An 18,069-nucleotide genomic window follows, 5' to 3' on the forward strand; every position below is an offset into this window, starting at 1 on the left:
TGTGAAGAAGATCACGGAAGTTCCAAGCGGGCTTCGTCATACAAGGATCATCGGATCGGGCGCCACCGGTTAGGCGCTCTCCGAGTACGAGTGAGCGAGTTTGTAAAGAGTATGCGTGTTTCGCGAAGTCGCGGGCGTGGGGCCCCAAACTCCACGTCCGCACTTTGCCGGTACGAGTGATTTTTCCCCGTGTTTCATACCGGTGTGACAGACGTCGATTACTGAGTCGTCATACCAAAGGCATAGACCCCTTGGCTGAATTGACAGTGATCTGTTCTCGGATCGGGAAAAGCGTAAAAGGTAAGCGGTTTCAAATCAGGAATGGCGGGTGCAGGGGAAACCCTGTGCCCGCAATTATGGTAGGATCGGCCCGGTATTGTGATGCCTTGCCGGGCGTTCTTGCCCGAAAATCCAAAAGCGGCATGTTTTTTGGAATTAGGCTAATGATTGTGCTTTTATTTTTACACAACCATGGCATGAACCATGCAGGCTGAGTTTTTCAGCACCCTGGCCGCTTTCCCTCGGCCGCAGTAATTGTTCCGAGTTTTGCGGGCCCGGCGTGAAAACACCGGGTCCGTTATTTTTTGAGGGCGCGCTTCAGGCGATCTGCCGCTCCTGTCCTTCCCAATAGGGCTTGCGCAATTCCGTCTTGAGCACTTTGTTGGCGCCGGACAGCGGAAAGGCTTCGGTGCGGAATTCCACGCTGCGCGGGCATTTGTACCCGGCGATCAGCTCGTGGCAGTGGTCCTTGATCTCCTGCTCGGTGGCTTCAGCTCCGGGTTTCAGGATGACCAGCGCATGAACTGCTTCGCCCCATTGTTCGCTCGGGATTCCGATCACCGCGCTGGTGGCGACGGCCGGGTGCTGGCCAATGGCGTTCTCGACCTCGGCGGAATAGACGTTTTCGCCGCCCGAAACGATCATGTCCTTGAGACGGTCCATCAGGAAGATGAAGCCTTCGTCATCCATATAGCCCGCATCGCCGGTATGGACCCAGCCGTTGCGGATGGTCTTGGCGGTGACATCGGGTTTCTGCCAGTAGCCGAGCATGGTGATTGGCCCCTTGACGGTGATTTCGCCCACCTCGCCGCGCGGAAGCTCGTTGCCGTCCTCATCGACGACGCGGATCTCGACACAGCGGGTGGCACGACCGGCGGAGCGCAGCTTGCCCGCCTTGGGGCCTTCGACCACGTGGTAATCGGTGGCAAGCACCGTCGCGACGGGGGAAAGCTCTGTCTGGCCAAAGGCTTGCAGGAACTGTGCCTTGGGGAAACATTTGAACCCGTTTTCCAGCGCCGCCTGTGTGATGGGCGAGGCACCGTAGGCGATAAGCTCAAGCGAGGAGACGTCGGTTTCCGCCAGCTTCGGGCTGGCCATGACCATCTGCAGCATCACCGGGACCAGCAGGATGTGGCTGGGGCGATGGGTTTCGATGGCTTCCAGCGTCGCGTCCGGCGTGAAGGAGGGGATCGAGACATGGGTACCAGAGACGAAGGTGATGGCCATGAACCAGAGCAGGTCGGCGATATGGAACATGGGCGCGGCGTGGAGATAGACGGTGCCGTCACGCACCCCCAGTTCCTGCGCGTTCGACAACCCGCCGACGTAGAAATTCGTATGGCTGAGCATCACGCCCTTAGGGAAACCGGTGGTGCCGCCGGTATAGAAAATTCCGGCGAGATCGTCGCCCGATCGGCCCGCATCCTCGACCGGATCGGCAGCGGCGATGATCTCTTCGTAGTTCTGCATCCCCTCGGGCGTGTCGCCGTCACCGCAGAAGATAAGCGTTTTCAGGCCTTTGGCTTTCTCCTGGATCGGTGCGGCAGCCTTGGCAAAGGCATCATCGACGATCAGGATCTCGGCCCCGGCATCGTTCATCGCATAGGCGCATTCTGCTGGCGACCAGCGGATGTTCATCGGCATCATCGCCCCGCCGCCCCAGACTGTCGCAAAGAAATATTCGATGAAACGGTCCGAGTTCAGCGACAAAAGCGCGACCCGGTCGTTCGGCTTCATGCCCAGTTTCTGCAGCGCGCCGGCCAGTTTCTGCACCCTGTTCAACAGGGTCTCCCATGTCTGGCTGCGGTCTGCGTGAACGGTGGCCGTGGTCGTCGGATTGACCTGCGCCGCACGGCGCAGGGCTGACGATATCTGCATTTAAGTCTCCTCCCAGGACGTTATGCAAAGGCGCAAGCGCCTGTTATGTAGAGGTAATTTACCCCATTCTCTCCCAAAGTACATCACACATGCGCCCGACGCGCGATTCAATCGCGATCATCGCGTCAACGATGAGATCCTCGCGCCAGCGCTGTCCGATCACCTGCACATTGATGGGTTGGGGACCTTTGGGCAAGTCCGCAAGCCGCGCGGGCACGGAGCCGGCGGGCAGACCAACAAAGTTCATCGAATAGGAGTAGAGCGCGGCGCCCAGCACCTCGAGCACGCCTGCCGCACCCTCGAGGTCGCGATCGGGGCCAAAGAAGGGGGTGGGCATAAAGGGCGTGAGCGCGAGCGGGTATTCGGCGAGGAACAGCGAAAGCTCGCGCGCGTAATGGGTGCGCTTGGCCATCATCGCGAGCAGTTCGGCCCCTTCAAACGGTTGGAACTGATCGAAATATTCGTTGAAGAGCGCGTTGATATCGTTCGATCCAAGCACCTTGATGTCGTCGCGCATCATGCCGGCCATCTCGCCCATGAGGGTTCGATAGCCCTCCATGCCGCAGTCGCGGATAAGGGGCGGGTCGATTTCCTCGACCTGGTAGCCCGCGTCCTCGAGCGCTTCGCGGGCGGTATCCAGCGCCTTTTCGACCTCGGGGTGGAGATCGAATTCAAAGGTGTTCTTGGTGAAGGCCACTTTGATGGGAGAGCCGAGCGGGGCGCCCTGCCATGGCAGCGGGATATGGAAGGGATCGCGCGGATCGGGGGCGATCATGCTGGGCATGGACATGTGCAAATCCTGCGCGGTGCGGGTGATCAGCCCCTGCACGGACATGGATTGCGACAGCATCCCGCGTTCGGCTTTCTGGCTCGGGTTATAGGCGGGGACGCGGCCGAGGCCCGGCTTGACGGTCACCGCGCCATTGGCGGCGGCGGGAAAGCGCAGTGAGCCGCCGATGTCGTTGCCATGAGCGAGCGTGCCGATCCCGGCCATGATCGACGCACCCGCACCGCCCGAAGAGCCGCCGGGCGAGATATGGGTGCCCCAGGGGTTGCGCGTGCGGCCGTAGAGCGGGTTGTCCGTATCGGCGCGGAAGGAAAATTCGGGTGTATTGGTGCGTCCGATCACGATAGCACCTGCCTTTTGCAGGTTTTCAACCACCGGGGCGTCATGTTCGGCGATGACATCACGCAGGGCGAGCACGCCGTTTGTCGTCGCGTGACCGGCCTGGTCGACGTTGACCTTGATGGTGACGGGCAGACCGTACAGCGGGCCGGGGGTGGCGCCACCGGCGCGGGCCTTGTCGAGCGCAACCGCGCGTTCCATTGCCTCATCGCCGAGGTCTTCGACAACGGCGTTCAGGTCGGGGTTCACCGCGTGCATCCGCGCGATGGCGGCGCTGACGGCAGCTTCGGCACTCAGCTCTCCGCTGCGGGTTTTTTCGGCGGTTTCGGTCGCGCTCAGGCGCCAGATCGTATCATTGGTCATGTGTATTCTCCTGCGCGGGCACGTTAGGCGCGCGGCGCAGGGAAAGCCAAGAGGGGACGGGCAGAAACATCGCCCCGCACGGCTCATCAGGACAACAAATGTGCTCGTAGTGACCACAGGCAAAACCCCGCCATCGTGTACTGTGACAGCGATTTGAGCGGAACCAACGGCCTGCTGTCACGTTTTGTCCCCGAGGCAACGCAGGGTGCGGGGCCTTGGGGTGGAAGCCCCGCAAAGAATAGGAGTTATGTTATGAACTGGGATCAAATCCAAGGTAACTGGAAACAGATCAAAGGCTCGATTCAGCGCGAATGGGGCGAGCTCACCGATGATGACCTCGACAAGGTCGAAGGTGATCGCACCAAGCTGATTGGTGTTGTTCAGGAACGCTATGGCCTTGCCAAGGACGAAGCTGAACGCAAGGTTGATGAATTCGCTGCGCGCGATCACAGCGCAGTCTGAATTCAAAGCATTTAAGCGGTACAAGGGCGGCTGTTTCAGCCGCCCTTGCGCGTTTCCGGGTGTCGGTTCGGCTGGTTAGCCGCCGTAGCCAATCGATTTGAGCGCATCGCGAATTTCGTCGAGAATGGCGGGGTCGTCAATCGTGGCGGGCATCTTGAAATCTTGATTGTCTGCGATCTTGACCATGGTTGCCCGAAGGATTTTGCCCGAACGCGTCTTGGGCAGGCGATCAACGACAACCGCCAGTTTGAAGGCCGCGACTGGTCCGATCTGGTCACGGACGAGTTTCACGCATTCCGAAGTGATTTCCGCCTCTGGCCGGTTCACGCCCTTGGTCAGGATCACGAACCCGACGGGCATCTGGCCCTTGAGGTCGTCGCTGACGCCGATCACGGCGCATTCGGCGACATCCGGGTGGCTGGCCAGCACTTCCTCCATCGCGCCGGTCGACAGACGGTGCCCGGCGACATTGATCACGTCATCGGTGCGGGCCATGATGTAGACATAGCCGTTTTCGTCGATCATCCCGGCATCGCCGGTTTCGTAATAGCCGGGGAAATGTTCGAGGTAGGATTTTTTGAACCGTGCCTCGGCGTTCCAGAGCGTCGGCAGCGTGCCGGGAGGCAGTGGCAGCTTGATCGCGATGGCGCCGAGCTCACCCGGTTTCATCTGGTGCCCGGCCTCGTCGAGGATCTGGATATCATAGCCGGGCATGGCGACGGTGGGTGAGCCGATCTTGACCGGCAAGGCCTCGAGCCCCGCCGGGTTGCCCGCGATGGTCCAGCCGGTTTCCGTCTGCCACCAGTGGTCATAGACCGGCTTGTCGAGGACGCGCTGGGCCCATTCTATGGTGTCCGGGTCGGCGCGTTCCCCCGCGAGATAGAGGGCGCGCAGGCAAGAGAGGTCGTATTTCTTGAGATATTCGCCTTTGGGGTCTTCGCGTTTCACCGCGCGGATCGCCGTTGGCGCGGTAAAGAAAGACCGCACGTTGTGTTCCGAGATGACGCGCCAGAAGGTGCCGGGGTCGGGGGTGCCGACAGGCTTGCCCTCGAACACGATGGTGGTGTTGCCGTGGATAAGCGGGCCATAGGCGATGTAGGAATGGCCCACGACCCAGCCCACGTCGGATGCCGCCCAGAAGGCGTCGCCGGGATCGACGTTGTAGATGTTCTTCATCGACCAGTTGAGCGCGACAAGGTGCCCGCCTGTGTGGCGCACCACGCCCTTGGGCGCACCTGTGGTGCCGGAGGTGTAGAGGATATAGGCGGGGTGGGTGCTTTCGACGGGGAGGCAATCGGCGGGCTCAACACCGTATTGAAAACCGTACCAATTGAAATCGCGGCCCTCTTCGAGATGAGCAACCTCTTGTTCGCGCTGGAAGATCACGCAGAAATCCGGCTTGTGCGTGGCCTGTTCGATGGCCCCATCCAAGAGCGGTTTGTAATGGACGACGCGGCCCGGTTCGATCCCGCAGGAGGCGGCGATGATCGCCTTTGGTTGGCAGTCGTCGATCCGCACGGCCAGCTCATGCGCGGCGAACCCGCCGAAAACGACCGAGTGGATGGCGCCGATCCGGGCGCAGGCGAGCATGGCCTCAATCGCTTGCGGCACCATCGGCATGTAGATGATGACCCGGTCGCCCTTTTCGATGCCCTTGGCGCGCAGGGCACCGGCAAGCATGGCGACGCGGTTGCGCAACTCGTCATAGGTGATCTTCTGGATCGTGCCCGTGACGGGGCTGTCATGGATCAGCGCGATCTGCGCGCCGCGCCCGGCTTCGCAATGGCGGTCAACCGCGTTCCAGCAAGTGTTGACCATGCCGTCGTTATACCAGGTGTAGAGCGGGGCGTTTTCGTCGTTCAGCGCCCTTGTCGGAAAGCGGTCCCAGTCGATTGACTTGGCCTGTTCGAGCCAGAACCCGTTCGGGTCGGCCATGCTGGCCTCGTAGACTTCCTTGTAAGACATGAGATCCTCCTCCGCATCCGTTAGGGTTTGTTAAGGAGCGAAGGCAGGTCCGGCAAGCCGCGAGACCGGTGGCGCGACAGTCTGGCGCAAATTTTCGTGACCGTTAGCGCAACAGTTTGCAAACCGGGTAGGGCGGTCTTTGTCGCAAGGGTCGGGTTTGCAAAGTTTCCATATGATCCGGAGGGTTCGGCAGCAAATTGCCGCAAGGGAAAACGAGGTTAAAATGCGACGTCGAGGTCGAAAATGGGCAAGCTGGAATCAGGGACGCGGTGGTAAATCTGGTCACAGGGCAGGCATGGTGCCTGTACCTTTGCATTGAGGATTGCCCCGATGGGCGACAAGAAGTCCAAGCCGTCTAAACCCGGCGAGAAAACCGTCAAGAAATAACTGACCCACCCATTTTTCCTAAAGTATCCGCCATGTGGGTTGCCACATGGCGGAATTGCGTTCTGATGCGGGCTTTTTTCACTGTATTGAGTTTAGCCAGAATGCGCGCCGTAATTTCAGAGCTTCGTAGCGCTGCATCTGTCGGCGGATATTCTCGCCCCGCTAACGGGGCGAGGGGAGAAGGCTCCTAGCCGTATTGCGCAACCGGGGTGCCTGCGATGGCGGCCATGTTCAGCAACCCGCGCGTGGTGATTGAGGGGCTGACGATATGGGCTCGGTTGCCCATGCCCATCAGGATCGGTCCGACTTCGAGCCCGCCCGCGCGCATCTTGAGGATGTTGCGCACGCCGCTGGCTGCGTCTGCATGGGCAAAGACCAGCACGTTGGCTATGCCTTCCATGCGAGAGTTCGGGAAGACGCGAGCGCGAAGTTCCCCGTCGAGCGCGGCTTCGACGTTCATTTCGCCTTCGAATTCAAAGGAGCAGCCCTTGCGGTTCAGAATGTCCATCGCGGCGCGCATGCGCTGGCCGGAACTGTCGTTCTGGCTGCCGAATTGCGATTGCGAACACATGGCGACCTTGGGGGTTAGGCCAAAGCGGCGCACGTGACGCGCGGCCCCGATGGCGATATCCGCGAGTTCCTCGGCGCAGGGTTCGGTGTGAACCTGCGTGTCGGCGATGAAAAGCGGCCCCTCTTCGAGGATCATCAGGCTGAGTGCGCCCGCAGGATGCAATTCCTCCGATCCAAGTACCTGATTGATGTAGTTCAGGTGCCAGCGGTATTCGCCGAAAGTGCCGCAGATCAGGCAATCGGCCTCGCCTCGCTGCACCATGATCGCGCCAATGGCCGTGGTATTGGTGCGCAGGATCGCCTTGGCGAGGTCCGGTGTGACACCGCGACGTTCCATGATCTCGTGATACGAAGTCCAGTAATCGTAGTAGCGGGGGTCGTTTTCCGGGTTCACGAGCTGCACATCGCGGCCCGGGCGGATATCGAGCCCGAACCGTTCGCAGCGCTGCTCGATCACTTCGGGGCGACCGATCAGGATTGGCGTTTCGGTGGTCTCTTCTAGCACCGCCTGCGCGGCGCGGAGAACACGTTCGTCCTCGCCCTCGGCAAAGACGATCCGGCGCGAGGCGGAGGCGGCGGCCTCGAACACCGGGCGCATCAACAGTGCAGAGCGGAAGACCGACTGGTTCAGCTTGTGCTTATACGCGTCGAGATCCTCGATCGGTCGCGCGGCAACGCCGCTTTCCATCGCGGCGCGGGCCACGGAGGACGAGACCACGGCAATCAGGCGCGGATCGAAAGGCTTGGGGATCAGGTAATCGGCGCCAAAGGTAAGCTGTTCACCGGAATAGGCGGCGGCGGCCTCGGCACTGGTGGTGGCGCGGGCGAGTTCCGCGATCCCGTCGATACAGGCAAGCTGCATCTCGTCGTTGATCTCGGTCGCGCCAACGTCCAGGGCCCCTCGGAAGATAAAGGGGAAGCAGAGTACGTTATTGACCTGATTGGGAAAATCGCTGCGTCCCGTGGCGATGATCGCATCCGGTGCGACTTCGCGGACAAGGTCGGGCATGATCTCGGGTGTGGGGTTGGCGAGGGCAAAGATGATCGGACGGGTCGCCATGCGCGCCACCATTTCTGGTTTGAGCACGCCGGGGCCTGAGAGACCGAGGAAGAGATCGGCACCGTCGATGACCTCATCCAGTGTGCGCAGATCGGATTTCTGCGCATATTCGGCTTTTTGAGGGTTCATGTCCTCGGTGCGGCCTTCGTAGACGAGACCGTGAATATCGCAGAGCCAGACATTCTCGCGTTTGACGCCCAGTTTCAGCAGCATATTGAGGCAGGCGATGCCCGCCGCGCCACCGCCGGTCGAGACGATCTTGATGTCCTCAAAGGATTTCTGCGCGACGAAAATCGCGTTCTTGGCGGCCGCGCCGACAACGATGGCGGTGCCGTGCTGATCATCGTGGAACACCGGGATGTTCATGCGTTCGCGGCAGATCCGTTCGACGATGAAACAGTCGGGGGCCTTGATGTCTTCGAGATTGATCGCGCCAAAGGTCGGTTCCATCGCGCAGACGAGATCGGCCAGCTTTTCCGGGTCGGGTTCGTTCAATTCGATATCGAAACAGTCGATGTTGGCGAATTTCTTGAAGAGCACGGCCTTGCCCTCCATCACCGGTTTCGAGGCCAGCGCGCCGATGTTGCCAAGCCCCAGAACCGCAGAGCCATTGGAGACCACGCCGACCAGATTGCCCCGCGTTGTGTAGCGCGCGGCGTTTGCTTCATCTTCCTTGATTTCAAGGCAGGCCTCGGCCACGCCGGGGGAGTAGGCACGGGCCAGATCGCGCCCATTCGCCATTGGCTTGGTGGCGCGGATTTCGAGTTTTCCGGGCTTGGGATGTTCGTGGTAATACAGCGCAGCCTGGCGCAGGCTCTGGTTTTCGGACACGGGAACGGACCTCTTTCTGGGTTTAGTTTAGTGCTAAACCATTTTTTTGTGGCGTTAAACGGTTCTTTTCGCATCCTTCACCAAGCCGCTTGCTTGCAAGTTTGGCGGCGGCTCGTCAAAGTCGCGAAAAACACGGTGAAAGAGAGCAAAGATGACCGAGATCCGGGGGGAAATCCGACTTCCCACGCAAGAGCTGCGCGATGATATTCCGTTTTTTACCAAGGTGTTGGGGATGCGGCTGGATATGATCTATCCGGCGGATGACCCCCAGGTGGCGGTTTTTTCCGGGCATGGGCTGCGGCTGCGGGTCGAGAATGGCGCGGCGGAATCTCCGGGGACTTTGCGTATTCTGACCGACGCGCCGGATGAATTCGCTGAGGGCAAGCGGGAGCTTATGGCGCCGAACGGCACGAAGATCGAAATCGATGAGTTGAACCCGCCGATGCAGATGCCGACGACTGTGCATTCCTTTGTGGTGCGGCGGCTGGCGGATCAGGCGCCGTGGATCATCGGGCGGGCGGGGATGCATTACCGTGACCTGATTCCCGACCGGCTGGGCGGGTCTATCATTGCGAGCCATATCCGGATTCCCGACGGTGGCCCGGTGCCCGACATGGTGCATTTCCACAAGGTCGGCTTTCAGCTCATCTTTTGCATAAACGGTTGGGTGGACGTGGTTTACGAGGATCAGGGGCCGAAGATGCGCCTGACGGCGGGCGATTGTTTCATCCAGCCGCCCGAAATTCGCCATCGTGTGCTGGAAGCGAGCGACAATGTTCAGGTGATCGAGATCGGCGTACCCGCCGAGCATGTCACGGAAATCGACCACGAGATGGAACTGCCGACACCGCATCTTCGCCCTGAGCGCGAATGGCAGGGGCAGCGTTTCGTTTACAATCAGGCGAAGGATGCGATCTGGGCACCGTTCCGGATTCCGGGGTTCGAGGCGCGGGACACGACGATTGCCGAGAATACCAAGGGTGTGGCCGGTGTTCAGGTGGTGCGCAAGGGACAGGGTGCGCCGGACTGGGCGCGCCACGACACGGATATTCTTTTCACCTTTGTGATGTCGGGTAAGGTGACGCTCGACGGAGAGGGGCGTGAGCCTTATCCGCTGACCGAAGGGGATGCATTCGTCATCCCGCCCGGCATGAAAACGCGGCTGAGGGATGCCAGTGAAGACATTGAATTGCTTGAAGTATCGCTGCCGGGCGTGTTTCAGACAAAGCTCGGCTGATACGTGTCAGGACTCGCGGTGCCGCTTCAGCTGGGCGATCCGGAGACGCGCCTCGCGCTCGGTCAGTTCGCCGAGTTCGGGGTGGCCTTCCTGCTCGGAAAGCCGCAGAAGTTCGGCCTCGGTGCGCGACGTCGCCGGTTTCTTGCGTTCTTCGTGCTGGGGTGTGCCGCCGTTCTTCTTCAGGGCGACACGGGGGCGAGAGTAGAGTGAACTTGTCATGGACCTGTACCGGTTGCTGCGGTGTCAGAACGCGCCGCGGCATTTAATGTTCCTTGCATCCAATGGTTACAGCCGGGAACATGACATAGCTATGAAAAAGAAGGGCCTTGAGATGAAAGATCTGAGAGCGGCGGCGAGCGCGGTGCGAAAGAATGCCCATGCGCCCTATTCGGCGTTCAAGGTGGGGGCTGCGATCCGGTCGGACTCTGGCGCGGTGTACATCGGGTGCAACGTGGAAAACGTCGCCTATCCAGAGGGGACCTGCGCCGAGGCGGGTGCGATTGCCGCGATGGTCGCGGCGGGCGAAACAACGCTTGCCGAAGTCTATGTCATCGCGGGGTCGCCTAGCCCGGTGCCGCCCTGCGGCGGGTGCCGTCAGAAGCTTGCCGAATTCGGTGGCGGCGATGTGCCGGTGACCCTTGCGACAGTGTCGGGAGAAGAGTTTCGGACCACCATTGGCGATCTGCTGCCGGGCGCTTTTGGAGCGGCGCATATGAGCGGGGAATAAACCGTGGATGCGCGTTCGATCATCGCGCGGCTGCGGCGGCGCGAGGTGCCCGATGTGGCCGAGCTGCGCTGGTTTGCGCAGGGGCTGGCCGATGGCACGGTCAGCGATGCGCAGGCGGGGGCCTTTGCGATGGCGGTCTGCCTTGGCGATCTGGGCACCAAGGGGCGTGCGGCGCTGACGCTTGCCATGCGCGACAGCGGTGAGGTTCTGTCATGGGATATTGACGGGCCGGTGATCGACAAGCATTCGACCGGCGGCGTCGGCGATTGCGTGTCGCTGATCCTTGCCCCGGCGCTGGCGGTCTGCGGGGGCTATGTGCCGATGATTTCGGGGCGCGGGCTTGGGCATACGGGCGGTACGCTGGATAAATTGGAATCGATCCCCGGATTCACGACAGCGATTGCGCGGGACCAGTTTCAGCAGATTGTCGGCAAACATGGCTGCGCCATCGTGGGCGCGACCGAGGGGATCGCCCCGGCGGACCGCCGACTTTACGCGATCCGGGATGTGACTGGGACGGTGGAAAGCCTTGACCTGATCACGGCGTCGATCCTGTCGAAAAAGCTGGCGGCGGCGCCTGGCGCGCTGGTGCTGGATGTTAAACTGGGCAGCGGCGCTTTCATGAAATCCCTGCCCGAGGCGCAGGCGCTGGCACGGGCCCTGCGGGACACCGCAGAGGCGGCAGGATGCCCGACAAGCGCGGTGATCAGCGATATGAATCAACCGCTTGCACCCAGCCTTGGCAACGCGCTTGAAGTGGCCGAGGTGATGCAGGCACTGAGTGGAGAGGACGGTGGGCCGCTGGTCGAGATCACTGTCGCGCTGGGCGGTGTGCTGCTAGCCGATGCGGGGCTGGCCGATGATGCGGCGGCGGGAGAAGCGCTGATCCGAGCGGTTATCGCCGATGGGCGCGCGGGCGAGAAATTCGGTCAGATGGTAGCGGCGCAGGGCGGGCCGGTGCAATTCCTCGACAATTGGCGGCGGCTGCTGCCAGAGGCAAATATCATGCGCGAGGTCGTGGCCTCCGAGGCTGGTTATGTCGCCTCGATAGACGGCGAGGCGCTGGGGCTAGCGGTGATCAGTCTGGGCGGCGGGCGTCAGGTGGAAAGCGACCGGATTGACCCTTCGGTCGGGCTGTCAAAGATTGTGCGGCTGGGCACGCGGATTGAAAAAGGGACGCCGCTGGCGATGGTGCATGCGGCGCGCGAGGAGGCGGCGGAAGCGGCCCGTGCGGCCGTGCAAAAAGCGATTGTGATCGCGCCTGAAAAGCCCGCGATACCGCAAGTTGTTCACGAGAGGATCGTCAGATGAGCCGTGCCTTTTTGATCGTCATGGATTCTGTCGGGATCGGCGGGGCACCGGATGCGGACCGGTTCCTTAACGGCGATCTGCCGGATACGGGCGCGAACACGTTGGCGCATATTGCGATGGCCTGCGCCGAGGGGCGTGCCGAAGAGGGGCGGAGTGGGCCGTTGAAAATGCCCAATCTCGACCGGCTTGGGCTTGGGGCGGCGGTCCGGCTGGCCTCGGGCGAGGACGCACCGGGGCTTGGGGCGGAACCCGAGGGCATGTGGGGCGCGGCGAGCGAGATCTCACCCGGCAAGGACACGCCTTCGGGACATTGGGAGCTGGCAGGCGTGCCGGTGCCATGGGACTGGCATTACTTCCCCGAGGAACGTCCAGCCTTTCCCGAAGACCTGAGCCGCGCCGTGGCCGAAGCGGCGGGCACCGGAGGCATTCTTGGCAATTGCCACGCCTCGGGCACGACGATCATCGAAGAACTTGGCGCGGAGCACATGAAAACCGGCTGGCCGATCTGCTATACCTCGGCGGACAGCGTGTTCCAGATCGCCGCGCATGAAGAGACATTCGGGCTGGAGCGCCTGCTGAAGCTTTGCAAGAACGTCGCGCCACGGTTGCATGCGATGAAAGTGGGCCGGGTCATTGCGCGGCCCTTTGTCGGCTCGCCTGAAGAGGGGTTTCAACGCACCACGAACCGGCGCGACTATGCGATTGAACCGCCTGCACCGGTGCTGGGCGAATGGGTGCAGCAGGCCAGCGGGCGGGTTTATGGTGTAGGAAAGATCGGCGACATATTCTCCATGCGGGGAATCGATGACCTGCGCAAGGGATCGGATGCCAAGCTTATGGATCATATGGAAGATCTCATGCGCGAGGCAGTACCTGGTAGTCTGACATTCGCCAATTTCGTGGAGTTTGACAGCCTTTATGGGCACCGACGCGACATTTCGGGCTATGCCCGGGCGCTGGAGTGGTTTGACGCCAAGGTTGGTGCTCTTGTCGCGGCGATGCAGCCGGGCGACATGATGCTGTTCACGGCGGATCATGGGAACGATCCAAGCTGGAAGGGCACCGATCATACGCGCGAGAGGGTTCCCGTTCTGGTTGCAGGAAGAGGGGCGGGCCCGCTGGGACAGGTTGCGTTCACGGATGTGGCAGCCAGTGTCGCGGCGCATCTTGGAGTGGCATCACAGGGCCCCGGGCGCAGCTTTTTCTGAGCGATGGCTTGCCTGCATCGTCTCGCTGTCACAATAAGGGGAAAATCTCTTAGCCGGAGCGCGCCACATGACTGAGCATCTGACCGAAGTGAAACACCCGCTTGTGCAGCACAAGCTGACCTTGATGCGGGACAAGGCGACCTCGACCGCGGTGTTCCGCCAACTTCTGCGTGAGATCACGCAATTGCTGGTCTATGAAGTCACACGCGAGATGCCGCTTGAGGACAAGACTATCCAGACTCCGATGGAGACGATGGATGCGCCGTCGCTTGCGGGCAAGAAACTGGCGCTGGTGTCGATTCTGCGGGCCGGGAACGGGATGCTGGATGGCGCGCTGGAGCTGATCCCCTCTGCGCGGGTGGGTTTTGTCGGTCTTTATCGCGACGAGGAAACGCTGCAACCGGTGCAGTATTACTTCAAGGTGCCGGAATCGCTCGACAACCGGTTGGTGATCGCGGTCGATCCAATGCTGGCGACGGGCAATTCCTCGGCGGCGGCGGTCGATCTGCTGAAAAAGGCCGGGGCGACGGATATCCGGTTTCTTTGTCTGCTGGCCGCTCCCGAGGGGATCGCGCGGATGAAAGAGGCGCATCCGGATGTGCAGATCGTCACGGCGGCGGTCGATCGCGGATTGAACAGCAAGGGCTATATCATGCCCGGTCTGGGCGATGCGGGTGACCGGATGTTCGGCACCAAGTAACGAAAGGCTGCTTTACTCAGCGTCCGATTCGCTGCATCTTTGACCGCAATATATCGTGGGTGCTGCTGTGAAGATAACAAGAACTATTGCTATCTCTCTGCTGCTGGCGGGCGCCGGCCCGGCGGTGGCACAGCCGCTTCGCGATGCCCGGCCTCCGGCCGAATTCCCGCCAAGTTCCTATACCGCAAGGCAATATGTCGACAGCCGGGGCTGCATCTATATCCGCGCCGGGATCGACGGGACCGTCACATGGGTGCCGCGCGTGGATCGCGCGCGGCGGCAGGTCTGCGGGTATCAGCCGTCGTTGAGCGAGGCGCAGCGGGCAGAGCTTGCGAGTGGATCGGGCGGACGGGCCTCGACGACGGGGCCGGTCGAGATCATCGAGCTTGACCCGTCAGATCGCGCCACCGCGCCTGCCGGTCCATCGGCTCCGCCAAGGGTGACAACCGCCCCGCGCGAACCATCGCCGGGACCGGCGCCGACCGTATTTACGAACGAACCATCCGCGCCCGCGCCGCGTGTCACCACCGCGCCGGAGAGTGCGCCAACGGCCCCTGTTCGCAAACCGTCCCCCGGACCGGAACCGACGGTGTTTACCAACGTGCCCGCTGCGGAAGCTGCACCCCAGCCCGCTGCGCCGCCGCGCACTGCCCGGCAAACCGCGCCCGCACGCCAGCCCTCGGCAGGACCTGCGCCGACGGTATTCACCAGCACGGCACCGGCCAAACGGACGGCGACGGCTAAGGTCACGACTTCTTCGGAGGCCGCGCAGGCGGGATTGTCACCGGATACGCGCGCCGTTCGTCGCCATATCTATGAGAACCGCAAGAACGCAGGCACGTTTACCGTGCCAAAAGGCTATCGCCCGGTCTGGACTGATGACCGGCTTAACCCGAAACGGGCGGAAATGACGCTGCGGCCAAGCGTTGTCACCCATGGTCCGGCCGTACCCATAGGCTATCGCCCGGCATGGGACGACGACCGGCTGAACCCCAAGCGCGCCTTGGTGTCGCAAACCGGAGAGGCGCAGACGGACAGGATCTGGAGCAAGGACCTGCCGCGCCGTCTTTTGCCGCAGGATGCGTCTGCGCGCGTGGTCACGGTAGAAGAACCGGCGGTGCGGGGCAATTCGCCATTCTGGACTCCGCCCGTTGCGCAGACGGCGCCGGTTGCGCGGGTGTCTACCCGTTCGGCCCCGGCAAACAAGGCGGGCAATCGGGGTGGAAGCCGCTAGGTTTCAGCCGCCGCAAATACCCTGAAGTAGGACCCAGTCGCGATCCCTCATCAGAGAGGTCTGGGCTTTCCCGGTGAGGGGATCGGCCTCGATCAGGCCGATCGTGGTTTCCCCGGTCACATCGACGGCATAGGCATAGGGCTTGGTGGAAAGCTTGGCCTCGGCAAAATTCTCAAGCAGCGCGTCCTGGGGCAGGGGCGTCTTGGGCGCGACCACGATGCGCTCGCTGTAGCCGTCGAGGATTTCCTGCGTGAGTTCGCCAGTGGTCAGCAGGTGGAAAGAAGCGACAACGCCGCTTTCCTGCAGCAGTTCTTTCAGCGGGTCGAGATGCTCGGCACGGGTTTTCTCAGCCAGCACATATCCGGCGGCGACGGCGGGGTCCTCATAATCTTCGACCAGCGCCTTGTTCAGCACGACGACATCGCCGGGCAGGTGGAGGCTGTCGCGGACACCGGCGGGCAGGATCACGATGCGGCGCACGCCAAGTTCACGCGCGAGCCGTTTGAGGACCGGCTGGGTTTCGGCAGAGCGGCAGGCCCGGCCGGATACGCGTTCGAGCCGGCCAAGCAGTGCCTCGCCTATGTCCTGACGCCGGATGTCCGGCACCACGTTCAGCGTGTGGCGCATCATCGCGCCGGGCAGCCAGAGCGTCGCGGCAGCGATCATCCCGATCACGACGGCGGCGATGCCGACACCGCGCAGTCGTCCGGGCCGGGGGCGGGCACGATCGACGGCGCGACGCAGCCTTTCGATGGCCTCGATCATTTCCGCTTCGTTTTCCGAGAGTTCAAGCGTTTCATCCGGATCGCCATCGGGGTGATAGATGGCAGGCATGCTGTTCGGATCGGCCCGTTCAATCGCGGCGAGAGACCAGTGGGTCAGCGCCTGATTGTGAAAATTCGAAATGGTCAGAGTGGCCTTGCCAATGGAAACATAAACCTCTCGCCGCTGCTCCTGCGGGTTCGGTCGCCAGAGGCCGGTGGCCTCCAGCCGTTCATACTGGGTCAGGGCTGTCATCTGCGCCGGTTTTGCCTGTGCCTCGGTGTTTTTCTTTTCATAACATGGCCAATGTCAGCAGGGCAAACTTCTGACAAGTGTCAGAGTGCCTTGGCGCGGTTGCGCAGCTCGAATTTCTGGATTTTGCCTGTCGATGTCTTGGGCAATTCCTCGAAAACGACGGTCTTGGGCGCCTTGAAATGGGCGAGGTGGTCACGCGCATAGGCGATCAGCCCCGCGGCATCGGTGCTTGCGCCGGGTTTGAGTTCCACGAAGGCGCAAGGGCTTTCGCCCCATTTCTCGTCCGGCTTGGCGACAACGGCGGCAAGATTTACGTCCGGGTGGCCCATCAGCACGTTTTCGACTTCGACCGAGGAAATGTTTTCGCCGCCCGAGATGATCACATCCTTGGCGCGGTCGGTGATCTGCATGAACCCGTCGGGATGCTGGATGGCGATGTCACCGGAGTGGAAGTACCCGCCTTTGAAGGCCTCGGCGGTAGCTTCGGGGTTCTTATAATAGCCCTTCATCACGCCATTGCCGCGCATCACGATTTCCCCGTGATCGACGCCGTCCATTGTAATCTGGTCCATGTTATCATCCACCACGGTGATATGTTCAAAGATCGGCATGGCAACGCCCTGTCTCGCCTTGACCGCGGCGCGGTCGTTGCCCTGTAAACCGTCCCACTGTTCGCCCCATGTGCATTCGGTGGCAGGCCCATAGGTTTCGGTCAGGCCGTAGACCTGCGTGATGTTGAAGCCCATCGGTTCGATCTTGGCGAGCGTGGCGGGGGCCGGCGGGGCACCGGCGGTAAAGACCTCGACCACGTGGTCGAATTCGCGACGCTCGCTTTCCGGCGCGTTGACCAGCGCGTTCAGCACGATGGGTGCACCACCGAAATGGGTCGCGCCCTCATCCGCGATGGCGTTGAAGATCGCGGGCGCGGTGATGTCGCGGCAGCAGATCAGGCGGCCGCCAACCATCGGCATCATCCATGTGTGGCACCAGCCGTTGCAGTGGAACAGCGGCACGATGGTCAGGTAGCGGGGCCGCAACACCATGCGCCAGCTGAGGATCTGGCTCATCGCGTTCAGATAGGCGCCTCGATGGTGATAGACGACGCCCTTGGGTCGCCCGGTCGTGCCGGAGGTGTAGTTGAGCGCGATGCTTTCCCACTCGTCCTCTGGCATGATCCAGTTGAATTCGGGATCGGCGCTGACCAGCATGTCTTCGTAGGTTTCGAAGTCTCCGCTCGCGGGGTGGTTCGCGTGATCGTCGGGTACCTCGATGACTTCGGGTTTTGTCTCTCCCATGCGGGAAAGCGCGTCTTTCATGAGGGGGATGAACTGGCTGTCGACCAGCACGATCTTCGCCCCGCCATGATCAAGGATATAAGCGACGGTATCGGCGTCGAGCCTTGTGTTGATCGTGTTCAGCACGGCGCCGCAGGCGGGCACGCCGAAATGAGCCTCGGCCTGGGCGGGGAGGTTGGGGATCACAGTTGCGACCACATCGCCGGGATTTACACCTTTGGCCGCCAATGCAGAGGCGAGCCGCGTCACGCGATCGGTGTATTCGCGGTAGGTTTTGCGGTGCGGGCCATAGACCACGGCCAGTTCGTCAGGATAGATCAGCGCGGCCCGTTTCAGAGTGGAAAGCGGCGTGAGAGGCACGTAATTGGCCGCGTTACGCTCCAGCCCGGTTTCATCCTGCATCCAGCCCATGATCTGTC

At 61.8% G+C, this 18,069-nt stretch carries 14 protein-coding genes; 7 read left to right on the top strand and 7 right to left on the bottom strand.

Annotated elements, in window-relative coordinates; all coding sequences use genetic code 11:
* Window positions 1–597: 597 nt before the first annotated feature.
* Together ACU0FH_RS21420 and ACU0FH_RS21425 are read right to left on the bottom strand one after the other, a co-directional pair.
* Window positions 598–2,157 carry a long-chain-fatty-acid--CoA ligase gene (locus tag ACU0FH_RS21420; protein ID WP_446196715.1) on the bottom strand — a complete coding sequence of 520 codons (1,560 nt, stop codon included), beginning with the start codon at window positions 2,155–2,157 and terminating at the stop codon, window positions 598–600.
* Window positions 2,158–2,215: 58 nt separating this feature from the next.
* A complete protein-coding gene (locus tag ACU0FH_RS21425; RefSeq protein WP_446196716.1) occupies window positions 2,216–3,646 on the bottom strand; it encodes an amidase family protein in 1,431 nt (476 codons plus the stop codon).
* A gap of 252 nt (window positions 3,647–3,898) precedes the next feature.
* Between ACU0FH_RS21425 and ACU0FH_RS21430 the strand changes: the two genes are divergently transcribed.
* Window positions 3,899–4,108 (top strand): CsbD family protein, encoded by a 210-nt coding sequence (locus tag ACU0FH_RS21430; RefSeq protein ID WP_088634717.1) that lies wholly within the window; start codon window positions 3,899–3,901, stop codon window positions 4,106–4,108.
* Between the two features lie 75 nt (window positions 4,109–4,183).
* Here the strand turns inward: ACU0FH_RS21430 and prpE are convergent, their stop codons facing one another.
* Both prpE and ACU0FH_RS21440 read right to left on the bottom strand, forming a co-directional pair.
* A complete protein-coding gene (prpE, locus tag ACU0FH_RS21435; RefSeq protein ID WP_446196717.1) occupies window positions 4,184–6,073 on the bottom strand; it encodes a propionate-CoA ligase PrpE in 1,890 nt (629 codons plus the stop codon).
* A gap of 574 nt (window positions 6,074–6,647) precedes the next feature.
* A complete protein-coding gene (locus ACU0FH_RS21440; protein ID WP_446196718.1) occupies window positions 6,648–8,921 on the bottom strand; it encodes an NADP-dependent malic enzyme in 2,274 nt (757 codons plus the stop codon).
* A gap of 151 nt (window positions 8,922–9,072) precedes the next feature.
* On the opposite strand from ACU0FH_RS21440, the gene ACU0FH_RS21445 reads away from it, so the two are divergent.
* The gene (locus ACU0FH_RS21445; RefSeq protein WP_446196719.1) at window positions 9,073–10,158 is read left to right on the top strand and encodes a cupin domain-containing protein; all 1,086 of its coding nucleotides are present in this window, start codon (window positions 9,073–9,075) and stop codon (window positions 10,156–10,158) included.
* A gap of 6 nt (window positions 10,159–10,164) precedes the next feature.
* On the opposite strand, the gene ACU0FH_RS21450 is transcribed toward ACU0FH_RS21445, so the two are convergent.
* On the bottom strand, window positions 10,165–10,377 hold the full coding sequence (locus ACU0FH_RS21450; protein ID WP_446196720.1) for a hypothetical protein: 213 nt from the start codon (window positions 10,375–10,377) through the stop codon (window positions 10,165–10,167).
* Window positions 10,378–10,423: 46 nt separating this feature from the next.
* Here ACU0FH_RS21450 and ACU0FH_RS21455 point away from each other — a divergent pair, with 46 nt between their 5' ends.
* From ACU0FH_RS21455 to ACU0FH_RS21475, 5 genes are all read left to right on the top strand, one after another.
* Window positions 10,424–10,885, top strand: coding sequence for a cytidine deaminase (locus tag ACU0FH_RS21455; RefSeq protein WP_446196721.1), 462 nt, complete (start codon window positions 10,424–10,426; stop codon window positions 10,883–10,885).
* 3 nt (window positions 10,886–10,888) lie between these two features.
* Complete coding sequence (locus tag ACU0FH_RS21460) at window positions 10,889–12,196, top strand: thymidine phosphorylase (RefSeq protein ID WP_446196722.1); 1,308 nt, start codon at window positions 10,889–10,891, stop codon at window positions 12,194–12,196.
* The gene (locus ACU0FH_RS21465) at window positions 12,193–13,404 is read left to right on the top strand and encodes a phosphopentomutase (protein ID WP_446196723.1); all 1,212 of its coding nucleotides are present in this window, start codon (window positions 12,193–12,195) and stop codon (window positions 13,402–13,404) included. The genes ACU0FH_RS21460 and ACU0FH_RS21465 overlap by 4 nt, the downstream gene beginning before the upstream one ends.
* Window positions 13,405–13,471: 67 nt before the next feature.
* Window positions 13,472–14,104 carry a uracil phosphoribosyltransferase gene (gene upp, locus ACU0FH_RS21470; RefSeq protein WP_238370143.1) on the top strand — a complete coding sequence of 211 codons (633 nt, stop codon included), beginning with the start codon at window positions 13,472–13,474 and terminating at the stop codon, window positions 14,102–14,104.
* Between the two features lie 67 nt (window positions 14,105–14,171).
* Window positions 14,172–15,338 carry an SPOR domain-containing protein gene (locus ACU0FH_RS21475; RefSeq protein WP_446196724.1) on the top strand — a complete coding sequence of 389 codons (1,167 nt, stop codon included), beginning with the start codon at window positions 14,172–14,174 and terminating at the stop codon, window positions 15,336–15,338.
* A 3-nt stretch (window positions 15,339–15,341) separates the two neighbouring features.
* On the opposite strand, the gene ACU0FH_RS21480 is transcribed toward ACU0FH_RS21475, so the two are convergent.
* Window positions 15,342–16,355: a hypothetical protein gene (locus ACU0FH_RS21480; protein ID WP_446196725.1), complete on the bottom strand. Its 1,014-nt coding sequence runs from the start codon at window positions 16,353–16,355 to the stop codon at window positions 15,342–15,344.
* An 80-nt stretch (window positions 16,356–16,435) separates the two neighbouring features.
* Window positions 16,436–18,061 carry an AMP-binding protein gene (locus ACU0FH_RS21485; RefSeq protein ID WP_446196726.1) on the bottom strand — a complete coding sequence of 542 codons (1,626 nt, stop codon included), beginning with the start codon at window positions 18,059–18,061 and terminating at the stop codon, window positions 16,436–16,438.
* Window positions 18,062–18,069 lie beyond the last annotated feature (8 nt).

The organism is Heliomarina sp. (assembly GCF_052826185.1).

Excerpts from the sequence above, each read along its gene's own strand:
- ACU0FH_RS21420 (WP_446196715.1), bottom strand. The coding sequence starts at position 2,157 with ATGCAGATATCGTCAGCCCTGCGCCGTGCGGCGCAGGTCAATCCGACG.
- ACU0FH_RS21425 (WP_446196716.1), bottom strand. The coding sequence starts at position 3,646 with ATGACCAATGATACGATCTGGCGCCTGAGCGCGACCGAAACCGCCGAA.
- ACU0FH_RS21430 (WP_088634717.1), top strand. The coding sequence starts at position 3,899 with ATGAACTGGGATCAAATCCAAGGTAACTGGAAACAGATCAAAGGCTCG.
- prpE (WP_446196717.1), bottom strand. The coding sequence starts at position 6,073 with ATGTCTTACAAGGAAGTCTACGAGGCCAGCATGGCCGACCCGAACGGG.
- ACU0FH_RS21445 (WP_446196719.1), top strand. The coding sequence starts at position 9,073 with ATGACCGAGATCCGGGGGGAAATCCGACTTCCCACGCAAGAGCTGCGC.
- ACU0FH_RS21450 (WP_446196720.1), bottom strand. The coding sequence starts at position 10,377 with ATGACAAGTTCACTCTACTCTCGCCCCCGTGTCGCCCTGAAGAAGAAC.
- ACU0FH_RS21455 (WP_446196721.1), top strand. The coding sequence starts at position 10,424 with ATGTTCCTTGCATCCAATGGTTACAGCCGGGAACATGACATAGCTATG.
- ACU0FH_RS21465 (WP_446196723.1), top strand. The coding sequence starts at position 12,193 with ATGAGCCGTGCCTTTTTGATCGTCATGGATTCTGTCGGGATCGGCGGG.
- upp (WP_238370143.1), top strand. The coding sequence starts at position 13,472 with ATGACTGAGCATCTGACCGAAGTGAAACACCCGCTTGTGCAGCACAAG.
- ACU0FH_RS21480 (WP_446196725.1), bottom strand. The coding sequence starts at position 16,355 with ATGACAGCCCTGACCCAGTATGAACGGCTGGAGGCCACCGGCCTCTGG.
- ACU0FH_RS21485 (WP_446196726.1), bottom strand. The coding sequence starts at position 18,061 with ATGGGCTGGATGCAGGATGAAACCGGGCTGGAGCGTAACGCGGCCAAT.